This window comes from Bradyrhizobium frederickii (assembly GCF_004570865.1).
GTDB classification, from domain to species: domain Bacteria; phylum Pseudomonadota; class Alphaproteobacteria; order Rhizobiales; family Xanthobacteraceae; genus Bradyrhizobium; species Bradyrhizobium frederickii.
The window spans coordinates 205,926-220,034 of the sequence record NZ_SPQS01000013.1 but is presented as its reverse complement, the minus strand read 5'-3'; the positions used below and the strand labels follow the sequence as shown (position 1 = coordinate 220,034).

14 protein-coding genes and 2 pseudogenes are annotated in these 14,109 nt (G+C 65.2%); 13 read left to right on the top strand and 3 right to left on the bottom strand.

The window, feature by feature from the left end:
• Window position 1 precedes the first annotated feature (1 nt).
• Window positions 2–298: pseudogene (locus E4K64_RS23475) on the top strand (IS110 family RNA-guided transposase); the annotation flags it as partial.
• A 309-nt stretch (window positions 299–607) separates the two neighbouring features.
• Here E4K64_RS23475 and E4K64_RS23470 read toward each other — a convergent pair.
• A pseudogene (locus E4K64_RS23470) lies at window positions 608–1,694 on the bottom strand (IS256 family transposase); the annotation flags it as partial.
• Between the two features lie 162 nt (window positions 1,695–1,856).
• Here E4K64_RS23470 and ybgC point away from each other — a divergent pair.
• The 3 genes from ybgC (at window position 1,857) to E4K64_RS23455 (ending at window position 3,319) form a co-directional block, all read left to right on the top strand.
• On the top strand, window positions 1,857–2,300 hold the full coding sequence (gene ybgC / locus E4K64_RS23465; protein WP_126258727.1) for a tol-pal system-associated acyl-CoA thioesterase: 444 nt from the start codon (window positions 1,857–1,859) through the stop codon (window positions 2,298–2,300).
• A 50-nt stretch (window positions 2,301–2,350) separates the two neighbouring features.
• Window positions 2,351–2,758 carry a YbgC/FadM family acyl-CoA thioesterase gene (locus E4K64_RS23460; protein WP_235884753.1) on the top strand — a complete coding sequence of 136 codons (408 nt, stop codon included), beginning with the start codon at window positions 2,351–2,353 and terminating at the stop codon, window positions 2,756–2,758.
• A gap of 93 nt (window positions 2,759–2,851) precedes the next feature.
• Window positions 2,852–3,319, top strand: a complete 468-nt coding sequence (locus tag E4K64_RS23455) for a nuclear transport factor 2 family protein (protein WP_135165626.1) — start codon at window positions 2,852–2,854, stop codon at window positions 3,317–3,319.
• A gap of 109 nt (window positions 3,320–3,428) precedes the next feature.
• Here E4K64_RS23455 and E4K64_RS23450 read toward each other — a convergent pair whose 3' ends face one another.
• Both E4K64_RS23450 and E4K64_RS23445 read right to left on the bottom strand, forming a co-directional pair.
• The gene (locus tag E4K64_RS23450; protein ID WP_135165625.1) at window positions 3,429–4,148 is read right to left on the bottom strand and encodes a glutamine amidotransferase-related protein; all 720 of its coding nucleotides are present in this window, start codon (window positions 4,146–4,148) and stop codon (window positions 3,429–3,431) included.
• 39 nt (window positions 4,149–4,187) lie between these two features.
• Window positions 4,188–5,114 (bottom strand): LysR family transcriptional regulator, encoded by a 927-nt coding sequence (locus E4K64_RS23445; protein ID WP_135165624.1) that lies wholly within the window; start codon window positions 5,112–5,114, stop codon window positions 4,188–4,190.
• A 151-nt stretch (window positions 5,115–5,265) separates the two neighbouring features.
• Between E4K64_RS23445 and E4K64_RS23440 the strand changes: the two genes are divergently transcribed.
• Genes E4K64_RS23440 through E4K64_RS23400 form a run of 9 tightly spaced genes read left to right on the top strand, consistent with a single transcriptional unit; the run spans window position 5,266 to window position 14,042 of the window.
• Window positions 5,266–6,222, top strand: coding sequence for an N-carbamoyl-D-amino-acid hydrolase (locus tag E4K64_RS23440; RefSeq protein WP_135165623.1), 957 nt, complete (start codon window positions 5,266–5,268; stop codon window positions 6,220–6,222).
• A 39-nt stretch (window positions 6,223–6,261) separates the two neighbouring features.
• Window positions 6,262–7,089 carry an ABC transporter substrate-binding protein gene (locus E4K64_RS23435; RefSeq protein ID WP_135165622.1) on the top strand — a complete coding sequence of 276 codons (828 nt, stop codon included), beginning with the start codon at window positions 6,262–6,264 and terminating at the stop codon, window positions 7,087–7,089.
• Window positions 7,086–7,943 (top strand): amino acid ABC transporter permease, encoded by an 858-nt coding sequence (locus tag E4K64_RS23430; protein WP_167772208.1) that lies wholly within the window; start codon window positions 7,086–7,088, stop codon window positions 7,941–7,943. The genes E4K64_RS23435 and E4K64_RS23430 overlap by 4 nt, the downstream gene beginning before the upstream one ends.
• The gene (locus E4K64_RS23425) at window positions 7,940–8,704 is read left to right on the top strand and encodes an amino acid ABC transporter ATP-binding protein (protein ID WP_135165620.1); all 765 of its coding nucleotides are present in this window, start codon (window positions 7,940–7,942) and stop codon (window positions 8,702–8,704) included. The genes E4K64_RS23430 and E4K64_RS23425 overlap by 4 nt, the downstream gene beginning before the upstream one ends.
• Before the next feature lie 16 nt (window positions 8,705–8,720).
• Entirely contained in the window at window positions 8,721–9,536 is an 816-nt protein-coding gene (locus E4K64_RS23420) for an ABC transporter substrate-binding protein (protein WP_430642528.1), read from the top strand.
• Window positions 9,523–10,407: a polysaccharide deacetylase family protein gene (locus tag E4K64_RS23415; RefSeq protein ID WP_135165618.1), complete on the top strand. Its 885-nt coding sequence runs from the start codon at window positions 9,523–9,525 to the stop codon at window positions 10,405–10,407. The genes E4K64_RS23420 and E4K64_RS23415 overlap by 14 nt, the downstream gene beginning before the upstream one ends.
• On the top strand, window positions 10,404–11,054 hold the full coding sequence (locus tag E4K64_RS23410) for an aspartate/glutamate racemase family protein (protein WP_126258737.1): 651 nt from the start codon (window positions 10,404–10,406) through the stop codon (window positions 11,052–11,054). Before E4K64_RS23415 ends, E4K64_RS23410 begins: the two co-directional genes overlap by 4 nt.
• 34 nt (window positions 11,055–11,088) lie before the next feature.
• A complete protein-coding gene (locus tag E4K64_RS23405; protein WP_135165617.1) occupies window positions 11,089–12,672 on the top strand; it encodes an ABC transporter substrate-binding protein in 1,584 nt (527 codons plus the stop codon).
• On the top strand, window positions 12,669–14,042 hold the full coding sequence (locus E4K64_RS23400; RefSeq protein ID WP_126258739.1) for an amidohydrolase family protein: 1,374 nt from the start codon (window positions 12,669–12,671) through the stop codon (window positions 14,040–14,042). Before E4K64_RS23405 ends, E4K64_RS23400 begins: the two co-directional genes overlap by 4 nt.
• Window positions 14,043–14,109: the final 67 nt, after the last annotated feature.

The following is a 14,109-nucleotide window of genomic DNA, read 5'->3' as shown; positions in this document are numbered from 1 at the left end:
CATTGACGTCCACCGTACTTTCGGGGAGGTGGTGATTTGGGAAGACGGCAGGCTCCGACATGCGGGCCGCATTGATATGACGCGGACTGCGCTGGAGGGATTTGGCAAGACCCTGCTGGCCAATGATGAGGTGGTGGTTGAAGCGACCGCCAACAGCATGGCGGTGTCGCGGGTTCTGGCGCCGTTCGTGGCGCGGGTGATTATCGCGAATCCGTTGCAGGTGAAGGCGATCGCCCAGGCTCACGTCAAGACCGACAAGATCGATGCCGGCACGCTCGCCAGTCTGCAGGCGGCCGGGATAGGCAGTCCGGTGACGCTTGCAGCCGACGCATCACGCTTCGCCACGAGGTCACCCGCGCCCAACAACCATAGTCGCGCCTGACGGCAAGTTCTAGCAGGAATGCAGTCCCATTCCACGCCAGCGTGCCGCCGTGCTCGGGCCGGTCAAGGCCAAGCCTTCCGGTGGCCGCAAATGCGGCCAGCCTTGACCGCCCCTGCGCGCGGCGGCTGCGAGATCGGTGGCCGGGACGGAAGAATGGCCCGCAGCGCAGCCGAACAAAAGAATGGACTTACAGCAATCTCCGCAATCGTCGTCTCGGCCATGAAGAAATTGCTTGTCCATCTCATCCGTCGTGCGCAAGTGATCCCAATGCTCGGCAGGGAAGTCGTAGAAGGCCAGCAGCGCGTCGCGGTCCTTGGCGAGGCATTCGACCGCCCGGCCGTACTTGGCGCGATATTTCTCGGCGAAGACGTCGATCGCCGCTTCGGCGGCCGCCCGGCTCGGCGCCCAATAGACCTCGCGCAGGTCCTTCTTCATGTTGGCCTGCACCGAGAGCGGGACCTTGTCCAGGACGTTGACGGTCTTGTGCACCCAGCAGCGCTGGTGCCGCGTGCCGGGAAAGACCTCGTCAAGCGCCTTCCAGAAGCCGAGCGCGCCGTCGCCAACGGCAATTTCCGGGGCGATTTGCAACCCGCGCTGCTTCACGTCGATCAGGCTCACGCCAGCTCTGCGCGCTCTCGCGGACGCCGACCGGAAAGCCGATCAGCTCCTTCTTGCCTTCCGGCGTCGCGCCGATCAGCACCAGCATGCATTCGCCGTGGTCTTCCATGCGCGCCTGCAGGAAGACGCCATCGGCCCACACATACACGTAGCGTCGCGCCGACAGATCGCGCTTTTGCCAGCGCTCATACTCGCCCTGCCACTCGGCCGTCAGCCGGGAGATGACCGCCGCGACAGGTTCGGCGCGTCCTTGTCCAGCAGGGCCGTCAGCGCCTCCTGGAAATCACCGGTCGAGATGCCGCGCAGGTACAGCACCGGCAACAGCGCATCCAGGCTCCTGGTGCGCCGCGCCCACAGTGGCAGGATCGCCGAGCTGAAGCGGATCCGCTCGCCGCCACCGGCCGCCCCGCGGTCCCGAATCTTCGCCCGCGCGACCTCGACCGGTCCGATGCCGGTCGCAATCGTCGGGGCCGATGCCGGTCTGGATCGTCCGCGCCGGGCCGTAACCATGTCGCACGACACGGGCGCGCCCGTCGGCCAGCTTCAAATCCTTCACCGTGGCGAGAAACGTCACGACTTCGACCTCCAAGGCCTGCGCCAGAAGCTGCCGAGCACCAGCTCGCAGAATATTGGTCAGTGGATCGTCGATATCGTCGGGCTGACGAAGGGCAACAATATTGCTAGTCTCGTTCATGGCGTATCGCTCTCCTTGAGAGGTTCTGGCAGGCTTGACACCCGCCTCGATACGCCGCCTATCTCAGTCCGTCATCACCCAGTTTCCCGCATAGCTCCTTGCTGAGGAGGGCGCCTCTGTGCAAGACAACTGGCCCCAGAAGGCATTAATGGGAACCGTTCTGTGACAGTCTCTCTTGATGGCGAAATCCGCGATGGCCGCCATCATATGCAGGTCCGCGTTTATTTCGAAGATACTGACGCCGGCCAGATTGTTTATCACGCGAATTTTTTGCGCTTCATGGAACGCGGCAGAACGAATTACTTGCGCCTACTCGGAACCAACCAGCAAGCGCTGCTCGAGGAAGCGCAGAACGACGCGCCCGGCTTTGCCTTCGTTGTCCGTTCAATGACAATCGATTTTCTAAGACCGGCGGTCTTGGACGACCTGCTCGACGTCGTGACCGTCCCGCAAGAGGTGAGGGGCGCGTCGATCGCCTTGCTGCAGGAATGCAGGCGGGGAGACGATCTCCTAGTCAAGGCGCATGTACGCGTGGCGTTTATCTCAGGCGGAAAGGCGCAGCGGATACCGAAGTCGCTGAGGCTTGCCATGGAAGGGCCTGGATAAATCTTCCCCACGTTCATGCTATGGTCTTCCAGCGACCCAATGAAATCAAGGTGCTCGACTTCTGTTGCGATATCGTCAAACCAGAGTTTTCCGGCATCGTCTACCACGCCAATTACCTGCGCTACATGGAGCGTGGACGCACCAATCATCTGCGCTTGATGGGCGCTGAGCAGCAGGCGCTGTTCGAGCAGGTGGAGACGGAAGGCGCGGGCTTCGCCTTCGTGGTGCGCTCGATGCATCTGGATTTCCTGAAGCCCGCGCGGATGGACGACGTGCTCGACGTCGTCACCTGGCCGGTCGCGGTGAAGGGCGCCTCGATCATGCTGGCGCAGGAGGTGCGGCGCGGTGACGACGTGCTGGTCAAGGCCGAGGTCCGCGTCGCCTTCATCAGCGGCGGCCGCGCCCAGCCGATCCCGAAATCGATCCGCGCGCTGATGAAGGCCGATTTGATTTCGTGATCGCCCGATAAGTGATCGCCTGATTTGTGACGGCCTATCGACTTCGGCAAATGCGGCGATAGATTGCGGCCCCGATCAACCGATGAGGCTACCATGTCGCGCCCGCCGCTTCCGCCCTTCACCCGTGAGACCGCCGCGCAGAAAGCGCGCATGGCCGAGGACGCCTGGAATTCACGCGATCCGGTGCGGGTCTCGCTCGCCTACACCGAGGACAGCCGCTGGCGCAATCGCTCCGAGGTGTTTCAGGGCCGCGAAGCGATCGTCGCCTTCCTCACCCGCAAATGGGAGAAGGAGCAGGATTATCGCCTGATCAAGGACCTCTGGGCCTTCGACGGCAACCGCATCGCGGTGCGCTTCCAGTACGAGTGGCACGACGGCAAGGGCCAGTGGTATCGCTCCTACGGCAACGAGCAGTGGGAGTTCGACGAGCACGGCCTGATGAAGCGGCGCGAGGCGTCGATCAACGACATCATGATCGCCGAGAAGGATCGCCGGTTTCACTGGCCGGCGCCGGGGCCGCGGCCGGCGGATGTGGCGGGCTTGGGAGAGAGCCCGTTCTGAGGTCTCAACCCTCATGGTGAGGAGCCGCGAAGCGGCGTCTCGAACCATGCAGGCCTCGCTGCTGCAGCGGGGCCTCTATCCTTCGAGACGCCCGCCTTTGGCGGGCTCCTCAGGATGAGGCGATGGGTTTGCGCGCCAGAAACCTCGTAATCGCCCCACCGAGCTTCGCGGTGTCCATTGGCTCCGCCAGCGATGCCCTTGCCGTCGCGACGACATCGTCCGGCGCCTTGCCGTCGCGAAGATCGCAGCACACTTGGGCGAACGCGACGTCGAACTCGGGGTGCGGCTGCACGGTCAGCGTCGTGCCGTTGGCGTAGAGCAGGCCGGCGTGCGGGGTGAACTCCGACGACAGGATCGTCAGCGCATCGCTGGGGGGCTCGATCACCTGGTCCTGATGCGAGGCGGCGATCGCGACCGCTTCGCCTTCAATGACGCCGTTCTCCGGCAGCACCTGATAGACGTGACGGCCGATGCCCCAGCCTTTCTCCGACTTGCGCACGGTGCCGCCGAGCGCCTGCGCGATCAGCTGATGGCCGAAGCAGACGCCGACCATCGGCGTCTTGTTGACGTAGGCCGTGCGCACGAAATCTTCCAGCGGCGCGATCCAGTCGAGCCCGTCATAGACGCCGGCGGCCGCGCCGGTGATCAGGACGGCCTCGAGCTTGCCCGGATCGGGAAGCGCATCGCCATTCGGGATGCTGATGACCTCGACCTCGGCGGCCGGATCCTCGGCGCGGACCATGCGCTCGAACATGTCGGGAAACGAGCCGTGGCGTTCGCGATGCTCTGGAGGAACGAGCCCAGTCTCGATGATCGTGATGCGTGCCATGTGCGCCTCGGGTAGAAGGTTGCGCGTGTGATCGCAAGCTCAGTCGCTTTCTGCCCCATGTTGCTGGTGCGGCGCTGTGCGCTCGAGCAGCGCGCTCTCCTTGCGGACCTCGTTGAGAAAGGCCTTGGCCAGACGCGACAGCGGCTCGGCTTCCGACCACAGCATATAGGCGACCGCCTGCGTCGTCGGCGTGAACGGACGGACGACGAGGCCGCTGCCGCCATTCTGCCGCGGCGAGAACGGATCGACCACCGCAGCGCCGACGCCGGCGGCCGCGAGCACGCAGGCCGTGTTGCAGTAGCGCACCTCGACAGTCGGCCGGAACGGCGCACCGGCACGGGCAAAGCTGTCGCGCACGGCTTCGCCAAGCCGCGTGCCGCGCTCGAGCCCGATGAAGGGCAGGCCGGAAAGATCGGACGCGGATATCACCGGCCTGTCGGCGAGCGGATGCTGCGGCGGCACCACGCACACCATCTCGCCGGTATGCACCACCTCATGCGCGATGCCGGGATGATGCGTCAGTCCGAGCGCGAAGCCGAGCTCGGCGACACGGCTCAGCACGCCTTCGATGATACCCTCGTAGCGACGCACGTCGAAGAACACGCGCGTCTCAGGGCGACGGCGCAGGAAGCCTGACAGCGCGGAAGGGATGATGCTGTAGGCGAGCGGCGGGGTCGCCACGATGGCGAGATGCCCGGAGCGGTTCTCGCGCAGATCGCGCACGCGGTTCTCGAGCTTGGCGTGCAGCGCAAAGATTGCCTCGCTCTCCTTGTAGAGCGCCATCGCTTCGGCGGTTGGAAACAGCCGGTTGTTGACGCGCTCGAACAGCGCAAAGCCCGCCTGCGCCTCCATCGTCTTCAGCGCGTTGCTGACCGCCGGCTGCGACAGCGCCAGCTCGTCCGCCGCCGCAACCGTGGTGCGGTGGCGGATGACCGCACGCAGAATCTCGAGCTGACGCAGGTTCATATCACTGCCGATTATACTCAGGGCCAAAACATCATAGCAAAGCGAATTGATTTTGCAGCCCCGCTCGCCCGTAATGGCAGCGAATTTGCGCGTCGCATCAAAGGGTTCATTCGCCCATTGAGGCAGCACTGCGCACAGATTGGAGGCAAACTTGGTTCGTGTCCTTCGCGCCGCCGCCGCTCAGATGGGGCCGACGCAAAAAGCCGATACGCGCGAGCATACGCTGTCGCGGATGCTCGACATGCTGGAGGAGGCGGCCGGCCGCGGTGCGAGCCTCGTGGTGTTTCCCGAGCTTGCCTTCACCACCTTCTTCCCGCGCTGGCTGCTCGAAGGCGAGGCTCTCGACCAGTATTTCGAGCGCAGCATGCCGAACCCGGCGGTGGCAAGGCTGTTCGAGCGGGCGCGTGCGCTGCGCGTGGGCTTCTATGTCGGCTATGCCGAGCTGACGCCGGACGGTCGGCGCTACAACTGCTCTATCCTGGTCGATCGCGACGGCGAGATTCTCGGCCGCTACCGCAAGGTGCATCTTCCCGGGTCGGTCGAGCCGCGTCCGGGCGCGCGCTACCAGCAGCTCGAGAAGCGCTATTTCGAATATGGCGATCTCGGCTTTCCCGCCTTCCGCGCAGGCTCGTCCTGGGCCCACGCCATCATGGGCATGATGATCTGCAACGATCGGCGCTGGCCGGAATCCTGGCGCGTGCTCGGCCTGCAAGGCGTCGAGCTCGTCTGCATCGGCTACAATTCGGCGGCCTATGATCCAAACGGCGGCACCACCGAAGACGGTGCCTTGCGCACCTTCCACTCGACGCTGGTGACCCAGGCCAACGCCTACATGAACGCGACCTGGGCGATCTCGGTGGCCAAGGCGGGTGAGGAGGACGGCTCCGGGCTGATCGGCGGCTCCTGCATCGTCGACCCAAATGGCCGCATCGTCGCGCAGGCGCAGACGCTCGCGGATGAGGTGATCGTTGCCGACATCGATCTCGATCTGTGCCGCCAGGGCAAGGACAAGATGTTCAATTTCGCCGCCCACCGGCGGCCCGAGCAGTACAGGGTGATCATCGAGCGCGCCGGCGTCATCGAGCCGGCCGTTCTCGACGCAGATTGATTTCAAACGGCCGATTGCACCGTTGGCAAAGGAGCTGACATGACACGCCTCTCGCATTTGCTTGCCTTCGCAGCGTTGGCTGCCGTGACGTCGGCGCAGGCGGCCGAGCTTCCGGCGGAGATCAAGCAGGCCGGCATGCTGAAGCTCACGGTCAATTCCACCTACGCGCCGATGGAATATCGCGATCCCGCGACCAACGAGCTGGTCGGGCTCGATATCGATCTCGCTAAAGAGCTTGCCAAGCGGCTCGGCGGGCTGGAGATCGCCTGGAGCGAGACGCCGTTCGCCGAGCTGATCCCCTCGCTCCAGACCAAGCGCGCCGACTTCATCATCTCCGGCATCTCCGATCGCGCCTCGCGGCGCGAGACTGCCGATTTCGTCGACTACCTCGCAACCGGCCCGCAGTTCTTCGTGATGGCGGAGAACGGGGCCAAGGATGCGACCGATCTCTGCGGCAAGAAGGTCGGTACCACCCGCAGCACCAGCTTTCCGGTCGAGATCGAGAAGTGGAGCAAGCAGAATTGCGAGCCGGCCGGCAAGCCGGCGATCCAGTATGTTCCGGGCGAGAACTCGATCGACGTCCGCAACCAGCTCAAGCAGGGCCGCATCGACGCCGCCGTTCAGGGCAGCGAGACGCTGCCTTACGCGCAGACGCAGGAGCCCGGGAAATACCGCGTGGTCGGCGAGCCCTTCGCCAGAGGTTACCAGGGCATCATGTTCCGCAAGGACGATGTGGCCCTGCGCGAGGTCGTGACGGAGAAGCTCGCGGCGATGATCGCCGACGGTACCTACAGGGCCATTCTCGACAAATGGGGCCTAGGTGCCAACGCTGTCGCCCGGCCCATGCTGAACGCGGCGCCGCAATGAAGCCGGCCCCGGCACTCGCGGACGGATTTCCCGATCTGTCGGGAATGCAGATCGCGCGCGAGCCGCATTGGTTTCGCTGGATCAGCGCGGCCCTGATCGTGCTCGTGCTGGCGGCGATCGCGCGAGCCTTTGCGAATGGCCAGATCGAATGGTCCTATGTGAACCGCTTCCTGACCGCAAAGGTCATTCTCGAAGGCATCGTCAACACCATGGTGATGGCGGTGCTGGCGATGGCACTCGGCATCGTGCTCGGCATCGTCGTCGCGATCATGCGGCTGTCGCCCAATCCGGTGCTGAAGACGGTGGCGGCCGGCTACACCTGGCTGTTCCGCGGCACGCCGCTGATCCTGCAGCTGCTGTTGTGGTTCAATCTCGCGCTGGTGTTCCCGACCATCGGCATCCCCGGCCTGTGGTCCGCACGCGCCGTCGACGTCATGACGCCATTCCTCGCCGCCTTGCTTGGGCTCGGCATCAACCAGGGCGCCTACACCTCCGAAGTGATGCGCGCCGGCATGCTGTCGGTCGATATCGGGCAATATGAGGCGGCGCAGGCGATCGGCATGGGACGGCTGCGCGCGCTGCGCCGGATCGTGCTGCCGCAGGCGATGCGCGTGGTGATCCCGCCGCTCGGCAACGAGTTCATCGGAATGGTGAAGGCGACCTCGCTCGCGAGCGTGATCCAGTATCCCGAACTGCTGCACAACGCCGAGAACATCTACTACGCCAATTCCCGCGTCATCGAGCTCCTGATCGTCGCCGGGCTCTGGTACCTGCTCGTGGTCTCGATCCTGACCCCGCTCCAGATGCTGCTCGAACGCCGCTTTGCGCGCGGCACATTGCGGCTTGCGCGATGACAAGACCCCTCGTCGCGATCCGCTCCGTCAGCAAGAATTTCGGGGAGTTCCAGGCTCTCAAGAACGTCTCGCTCGACGTCTGGCCCGGCGAGGTGATGTGCCTGATCGGCGCCTCCGGCTCCGGCAAGACCACGCTGCTCCGCTGCATCAACCAGCTCGCCACGGTCGATGCCGGCGGCATCTGGCTCGACGGCGAGCTGCTGGGCGTGCGCGAGCAGGGCGGACGGCTGCGTCGGCTCACCGAGCGCGAGATCGGCCGGCAGCGGCTGAAGACCGGCATGGTGTTCCAGCGCTTCAACCTGTTTCCGCACAAGACTGCGCTGGAGAACATCACCGAGGGCCCGACCCAGGTTCAGGGGCGTAAAGCCGATGAGGTGCGCGCGGAAGCGATCGAGCTGCTCCGTCGCGTCGGACTGTCCGCGAAGGCTGACTGGTATCCGGCACAACTCTCCGGCGGCCAGCAGCAGCGCGTTGCGATAGCGCGGGCGCTCGCCATGAAGCCGATGCTGATGCTGTTCGATGAGCCGACCAGCGCGCTCGATCCCGAGCTCGTCGGCGAGGTGCTCGCGGTGATGAAGGAACTGGCGAAGAGCGGCATGACCATGATGGTGGTCACGCACGAGCTCGGCTTCGCGCGCGAGGTCGCCGACCGCGTCGTCTACATGGACCAGGGCGCGATCGTCGAGCAGGGTCGCGCCCCCGACGTGTTGGGCGCGCCACGCGAGGAGCGCACCAAGGCATTTCTTTCGGCAGTGATCTGACATTGGGGGTATGGTGATGAAGAGATTCTTGCTTGCGGCGGTGTTCCTGGGCGTCATGAGCGCGTCGGCGATGGCGGCCGAATTGCCGCCTGAGATCGCCAAGCGCGGCAGCCTCAAAGTGGCGATCGTGCCGAACTACCCGCCGATGGAATTCCGCGATCCCGCCACCAACGCGCTCTCCGGTTTCGACGTCGATCTCGGCGAAGCCATCGGCCGCAAGCTCGGCGTCAAGATCGAATGGACCGAGACCAGCTTTGCCGAGTTCATGCCTTCGATCTCGACGGGGCGGGTGGATGCCATCCTGTCCGGCTTCACCGACTATGCGAGCCGGCACGAGGTCGCGACCTTCGTCGATTATTTGCGCAGCGGCCCGCAGTTCTTCGTGCAACACTCGCGCAAGGCGGAATTCAAGGATGCGATGTCGCTGTGCGGCAAGAAGGTCGGCTCCAGCCGCCGTACCATGTTCCCGGCGCAGATCGCGGCGTGGAGCGAGAAGAACTGCGGCAGCAATCCGATCCAGGTCGTCGGCACCGACGGCTCGGCCGATGCGCGCACTCAGCTGAGGCAAGGCCGCATCGATGCCGCCGCCCAGGGCAACGAGACGCTGCCCTACATCATGGACCTCGAGCCCAACACCTATGCGACCGTGGGCGAGCCCATCGCGCAGCAATTCACCGGCATTGCCCTACCGGTGAAGGAGAAGGCATTGCAGCAAGCAATGCTGGAGGCGGTCGACGCGCTGATTGCGGACGGCACCTACAAGACGCTGCTGGCGAAGTGGAAATTGAGCGACAACGCAATCGAGAAGGCGACCATCAATGCTGGACAGTAAGGCACTCCAGAGCATCCCGCTCGTTCCGGCCAACGCCGCGGATCCCGCGCCCGACTATCCCTGGCCGAAGCCGTACACATCCGCGATGTTCCTGTCGTTCGACGTGGACGCCGAGAGTGCCTGGACCAGCAAGGACGCGTTGCATGCGCAGCGGCTGATCACCATGAGCTATGGCGGCTATGAGGCGCGGGTCGGCACGCCGAAGCTTTTGGAGCTGCTCGACCAGCTCGATCTCAAGGCGACGTTCTTCGTCACGGGGTGGTCGGTCGACGCGCATCCGGCGATGGCGGAGTCCATCCTCAAGGCCGGTCACGAGATCGGCCATCACGGCTATCACCATCTGCTGCCGGATCCCGGCGATCCCTGGATCGAGGAGGAGCTGGAGCGCGGGTTCGAGGCGCTGAAGCGCCGGCTCGGCGTCAGGCCGACCGGCTATCGTGCGCCCTACGGCGAGTTCACCGAGGAGCTGCGCGTGGCACTGGTGCGCCACGGCATCGTCTACACGTCCTCGTTCCGCGACGACGTCAGGCCCTATCGCCATCGTCTCGCCGACGGCAAGCCGGGCACGATCGAGCTGCCGGTGACGGCGAGCTATGACGACTGGATGCACGGCCTGTCCGCCCGTTTCAGCCCGCGTTCGATCTTCCCGAAAGAGCATGTGCTCTCGATGTGGAGGGACGAGCTCGACGAAGTCCGCGACTGGGGCGCGATGGTGACGACGGTGCTGCATCCGCAATGCAGCGGCCGCCCGATGCGGCTGCGCCTGCTGCGCGAGTTTCTCACTTACGCAAAGTCGTGCCCGGATGTCTGGATCACCACCGGCGAGAACATCGCGGAAAACTTCCTGCGCCACGAGGCCGGCAACCGTTGACCCGCATCCTCGTCATCAACCCGAACTCCTCCGCGTCGGTGACGGCGGCGATCGACGACGCGGTCGCGCCGTTGCGTATAACCGGCGGACCTGAGATCGAGGTGGTTGGCCTTGCCGAGGGGCCGCCGGGCATCAGCTCGCAGCGAGATGCCGACAGCGTCGTCATGCCGCTGGTGACCCGCGTCACGCGCGACGATGCCAATGCCTTCGTGCTCGCCTGCTTCAGCGATCCCGGCCTGCATGCGGTGCGCGAGGCGGCCGGCGGGCGCCCGGTGCTGGGTATCGCCGAATGCGGCATCTTTCGCGCGCTGATGCTGGGCGAACGTTTTGGCGTCATCGCGCTGTCGCCGTCGAGCATCCGCCGCCAGCAGCGCATGGTGCGGGTCATGGGCGTTGACAGCCGCTATGCCGGGAGCTGGTCGGTCGGCGCGAGCGCGGCGGAGACGGCCGGTGCGGATATCCGTGGTCGCCTGATCGAAGCCGGCCATGCCCTGGTCACGCAATGCCGCGCCGACGTCGTTGTGATGGGCTGCGCCGGCATGGCCTCGCACCGTGCGGCGATTGCGGAAGCGATCGGCGTGCCCGTGATCGAACCGGCGCAGCAGGCCGTCGCGGCCGCGTTGGGCGCGGTGCTGTTGAACCACTGAACGAATGCATCTGTCCCTTTAGGAGCTCCTCGCAATGCCCATCTCCCGCCGCTCGCTCCTCAAGGCGGCCGCAACCATGCCGGCGCTGTCGTTGCCGGGTGTCGTACGCGCCGAAGCGCAGAGCACCTTGCGCTTCATTCCCGTCATCGATCTTGCTTTCGTCGACCCGATCTATTCCACCGCGCAGGTGTCGCGAAACCACGGCTTCATGGTTTACGACACTCTCTATGGCATGAGCTCGTCGCTCCAGGTGTCGCCGCAGATGCTGTCGGGCCATGTCGTCTCCGCTGACGGGCTGCAATGGGATCTCACATTGCGCGACGGCCTGTTCTGGCACGACGGCGAGCGCGTGCTCGCGCGCGACTGCGTCGCCAGCATCCGCCGCTGGGCGGCCCGCGACGGCTTTGGCGGCGAGTTGTTGGAGGCGACGGCCGAACTGCTGGCTGCCGACGATCGCACCATCCGTTTTCGCCTCAAGCGCCCGTTCCCGCTGCTGCCGCAGGCGCTCGGCAAGGCCGCGATCAATGCCTGCTTCATGATGCCGGAGCGGCTGGCAAGCCAGGATCCGTTCAAGCCGCTGACCGAAGTGATCGGCAGCGGCCCGTTCCGCTATCTCGCCGACGAGCGCGTGCAGGGCGCCCGCAACGCCTATGCCAAATTCGAGCGCTACCAGCCGCGCACGGACGGCAGACCGGATTGGACGGGGGGTCCGAAGATCGTGCACTACGACCGCGTGGTCTGGACCACCACGCCTGATGCCGGCACCGGCGTCGCCGCGCTCCAGACCGGCGAGCAAGATTGGCAGGAGACCACGCCGCATGATCTGTTGCCGGTGATCAAGGCTGCCGGCGACATCGAGACGCGTATCCTCGATCGCCGCGGCTACGCCTGCATGCTGCGCCTCAATCACCTGCAGCCGCCGTTTGACAATCCCGCCATCCGGCGTGCCCTGCTGGGTGCGATCGACCAGTCCGCGTTCATGACCGCGGTCGCCGGCACCGATCCGGCCTTTCAGGTCTCGCCGATCGGCTTCTTCGCGCCCGGCACGCCGATGGCGACCGACGTTGGCCTCGATGTGTTCCGTGGCCCGCGTGATTACGCCAAGGTGAAGGCCGATCTGAAAGCCGCCGGTTACAACGGCGAGAAGATCGTGGTGCTGGTCCCAACCAACTCGCTGGCGCAGAAGCCGCTTGGCGAGATCGCGGTTGATAGCTTGCGTAAGGCCGGCATGAACGTCGAATATGCCGGACTCGATTTCGCCGTCGTATTGCAGCGCCAGCTCAAGAAGGACCCGATCGGACAGGGCGGCTGGAGCGCGGCGGTCGGCAATTGGCAGGGCATCGACTGGCTCAACCCGGCCGGCAACACCAACATCCGCGGCGAAGGCAAGGTCGCCGGCTGGTACGCGAGCGAGAAGATGGGGCCGTTGCGCAGCCAGTGGCTTGCGGCCTCCGAGCTCGCGGAGCAGCAACGCATCTGCCGCGAGATCCAGGCGGTCGCGTTCGAGGAAATCCCCTATATTCCGATCGGCCTGTACAAACAGCCGACCGCCTATCGCAAGGCCATCACCGGCATTCTCGACGGCACCGCCGTCTTCTGGAACGTGCGCCCCGCATGAGCACCACAGCAATTTTCGGCAGCTATGTGCTGTCACGGAAGGACGGCGCGCAGGATGTGCTGCGCGACCATTGGGTCCTGGTCGAGGACAAAAGGATCGCGGCAATCACGCGCGACAGGCCCAGTGCGGACCAGGTCCATGATCGTCCGGGCCGGTTCGTGCTGCCGGGCCTCTTGAACCTGCACAATCACTGCTTCTCCGAGGCGGTCGCGCGCAGCCACACCGAAGACGGCAATGGCCGCCGCAATAACCAGAGCATCGTCTATACGGTGCTGCTGCCGCTGACCAAACGCGGGGCCGACATCTTGTCGGCGGAAGAGCGGCTCGCGGTGGCACGGCTCGGCATTCTCCAACTCCTGAAGGGCGGCGCCACCACGGTGATGGAGCCGTTCCGCAATTCGATTCCGGAAATGTTCGACGCGGCGGAGGAGATGGGCATCCGCTTCTACGGCGCGCCCTATCTGTTCTCCACATCCGACGCCAAAGCGGGCCCGGACGGTATCGTGCACTATTCCGGCGATGACGGCGCCAAGGACATGGCGATCTGGGATGCACTCTACCAGCGCTGGCACAATCGCGGCGACGGCCGCATCAGCCTTGCGATGAGCCCGCACGCCACAGACACCTGCGGTCCTGATCTGCTGAAAGCATGCGCCACCCGGGCGCGCGAGCTCGGGGTGCCCATCACGACGCACATGGCGCAGAGCCGCGCCGAGGTCGAGACCATCGGCAAGCGCTATGGCGGCCGCACGCCGGCGCAATATCTGGACTGGCTCGGCCTGCTGGCGCCCGACCTCATGGCGGCACATTGCATGTTCAGCAGCGACGACGACCTCAAGCTGATGGCCGCGCGTGGCATGACCGTGCTGAACTGCCCGCGCGTCTTCGCGCGCGCCGGCATCACCGCTGCCTTCAGCCGCTTCGCCGGGCACGGTGTGCGCACCGTGGTCGGCACCGATGGCTACAACATGGACCTGCTCGGCGAACTCAATGCCGCCTCACTGATCTCAAAGATCACCTCGGCGCGTCCCGACGTCGCGAACTCGCCGGAGCTGATCGAAGCGAACACGGCTGTCGCCGCCGACGTCATCAAGCGCCCGGATCTCGGGCGCATCGAGCCGGGCGCCACCGCCGATCTCACCGTTGTCGATCTCACCCATCCGCATCTTCAGCCGCTGTTCGATCCCCGCCGCGCGCTGATCGCGCTCGCCAACCGCGCCAATATCGATCAGGTCATGGTCGACGGTCGTGTGCTGATCGATGCCGGCCGCTATCTCGGCGCCGACGAAGCTGCGATCACCGCGGCCGGCACCGCCGCGATCGGCAAGATCTGGGACCTGCCGGAAGCGCAGGCCGCGTTCAACGGCTAAAGAAGGTGCGCTCCCTCTCCCGTTTGCGGGAGAGGGTAGGGGAGAGGGTTCTCTCAGCACAGGGGCA

What these genes read in the sequence shown, in the direction of transcription:
- E4K64_RS23455 (WP_135165626.1), top strand. Translation starts at nt 2,852, where the DNA reads ATGTCGCGCCCGCCGCTTCCGCCCTTCACCCGTGAGACCGCCGCGCAG.
- E4K64_RS23450 (WP_135165625.1), bottom strand. Translation starts at nt 4,148, where the DNA reads ATGGCACGCATCACGATCATCGAGACTGGGCTCGTTCCTCCAGAGCAT.
- E4K64_RS23445 (WP_135165624.1), bottom strand. Translation starts at nt 5,114, where the DNA reads ATGAACCTGCGTCAGCTCGAGATTCTGCGTGCGGTCATCCGCCACCGC.
- E4K64_RS23435 (WP_135165622.1), top strand. Translation starts at nt 6,262, where the DNA reads ATGACACGCCTCTCGCATTTGCTTGCCTTCGCAGCGTTGGCTGCCGTG.
- E4K64_RS23430 (WP_167772208.1), top strand. Translation starts at nt 7,086, where the DNA reads ATGAAGCCGGCCCCGGCACTCGCGGACGGATTTCCCGATCTGTCGGGA.
- E4K64_RS23425 (WP_135165620.1), top strand. Translation starts at nt 7,940, where the DNA reads ATGACAAGACCCCTCGTCGCGATCCGCTCCGTCAGCAAGAATTTCGGG.
- E4K64_RS23420 (WP_430642528.1), top strand. Translation starts at nt 8,721, where the DNA reads ATGAAGAGATTCTTGCTTGCGGCGGTGTTCCTGGGCGTCATGAGCGCG.
- E4K64_RS23415 (WP_135165618.1), top strand. Translation starts at nt 9,523, where the DNA reads ATGCTGGACAGTAAGGCACTCCAGAGCATCCCGCTCGTTCCGGCCAAC.
- E4K64_RS23405 (WP_135165617.1), top strand. Translation starts at nt 11,089, where the DNA reads ATGCCCATCTCCCGCCGCTCGCTCCTCAAGGCGGCCGCAACCATGCCG.
- E4K64_RS23400 (WP_126258739.1), top strand. Translation starts at nt 12,669, where the DNA reads ATGAGCACCACAGCAATTTTCGGCAGCTATGTGCTGTCACGGAAGGAC.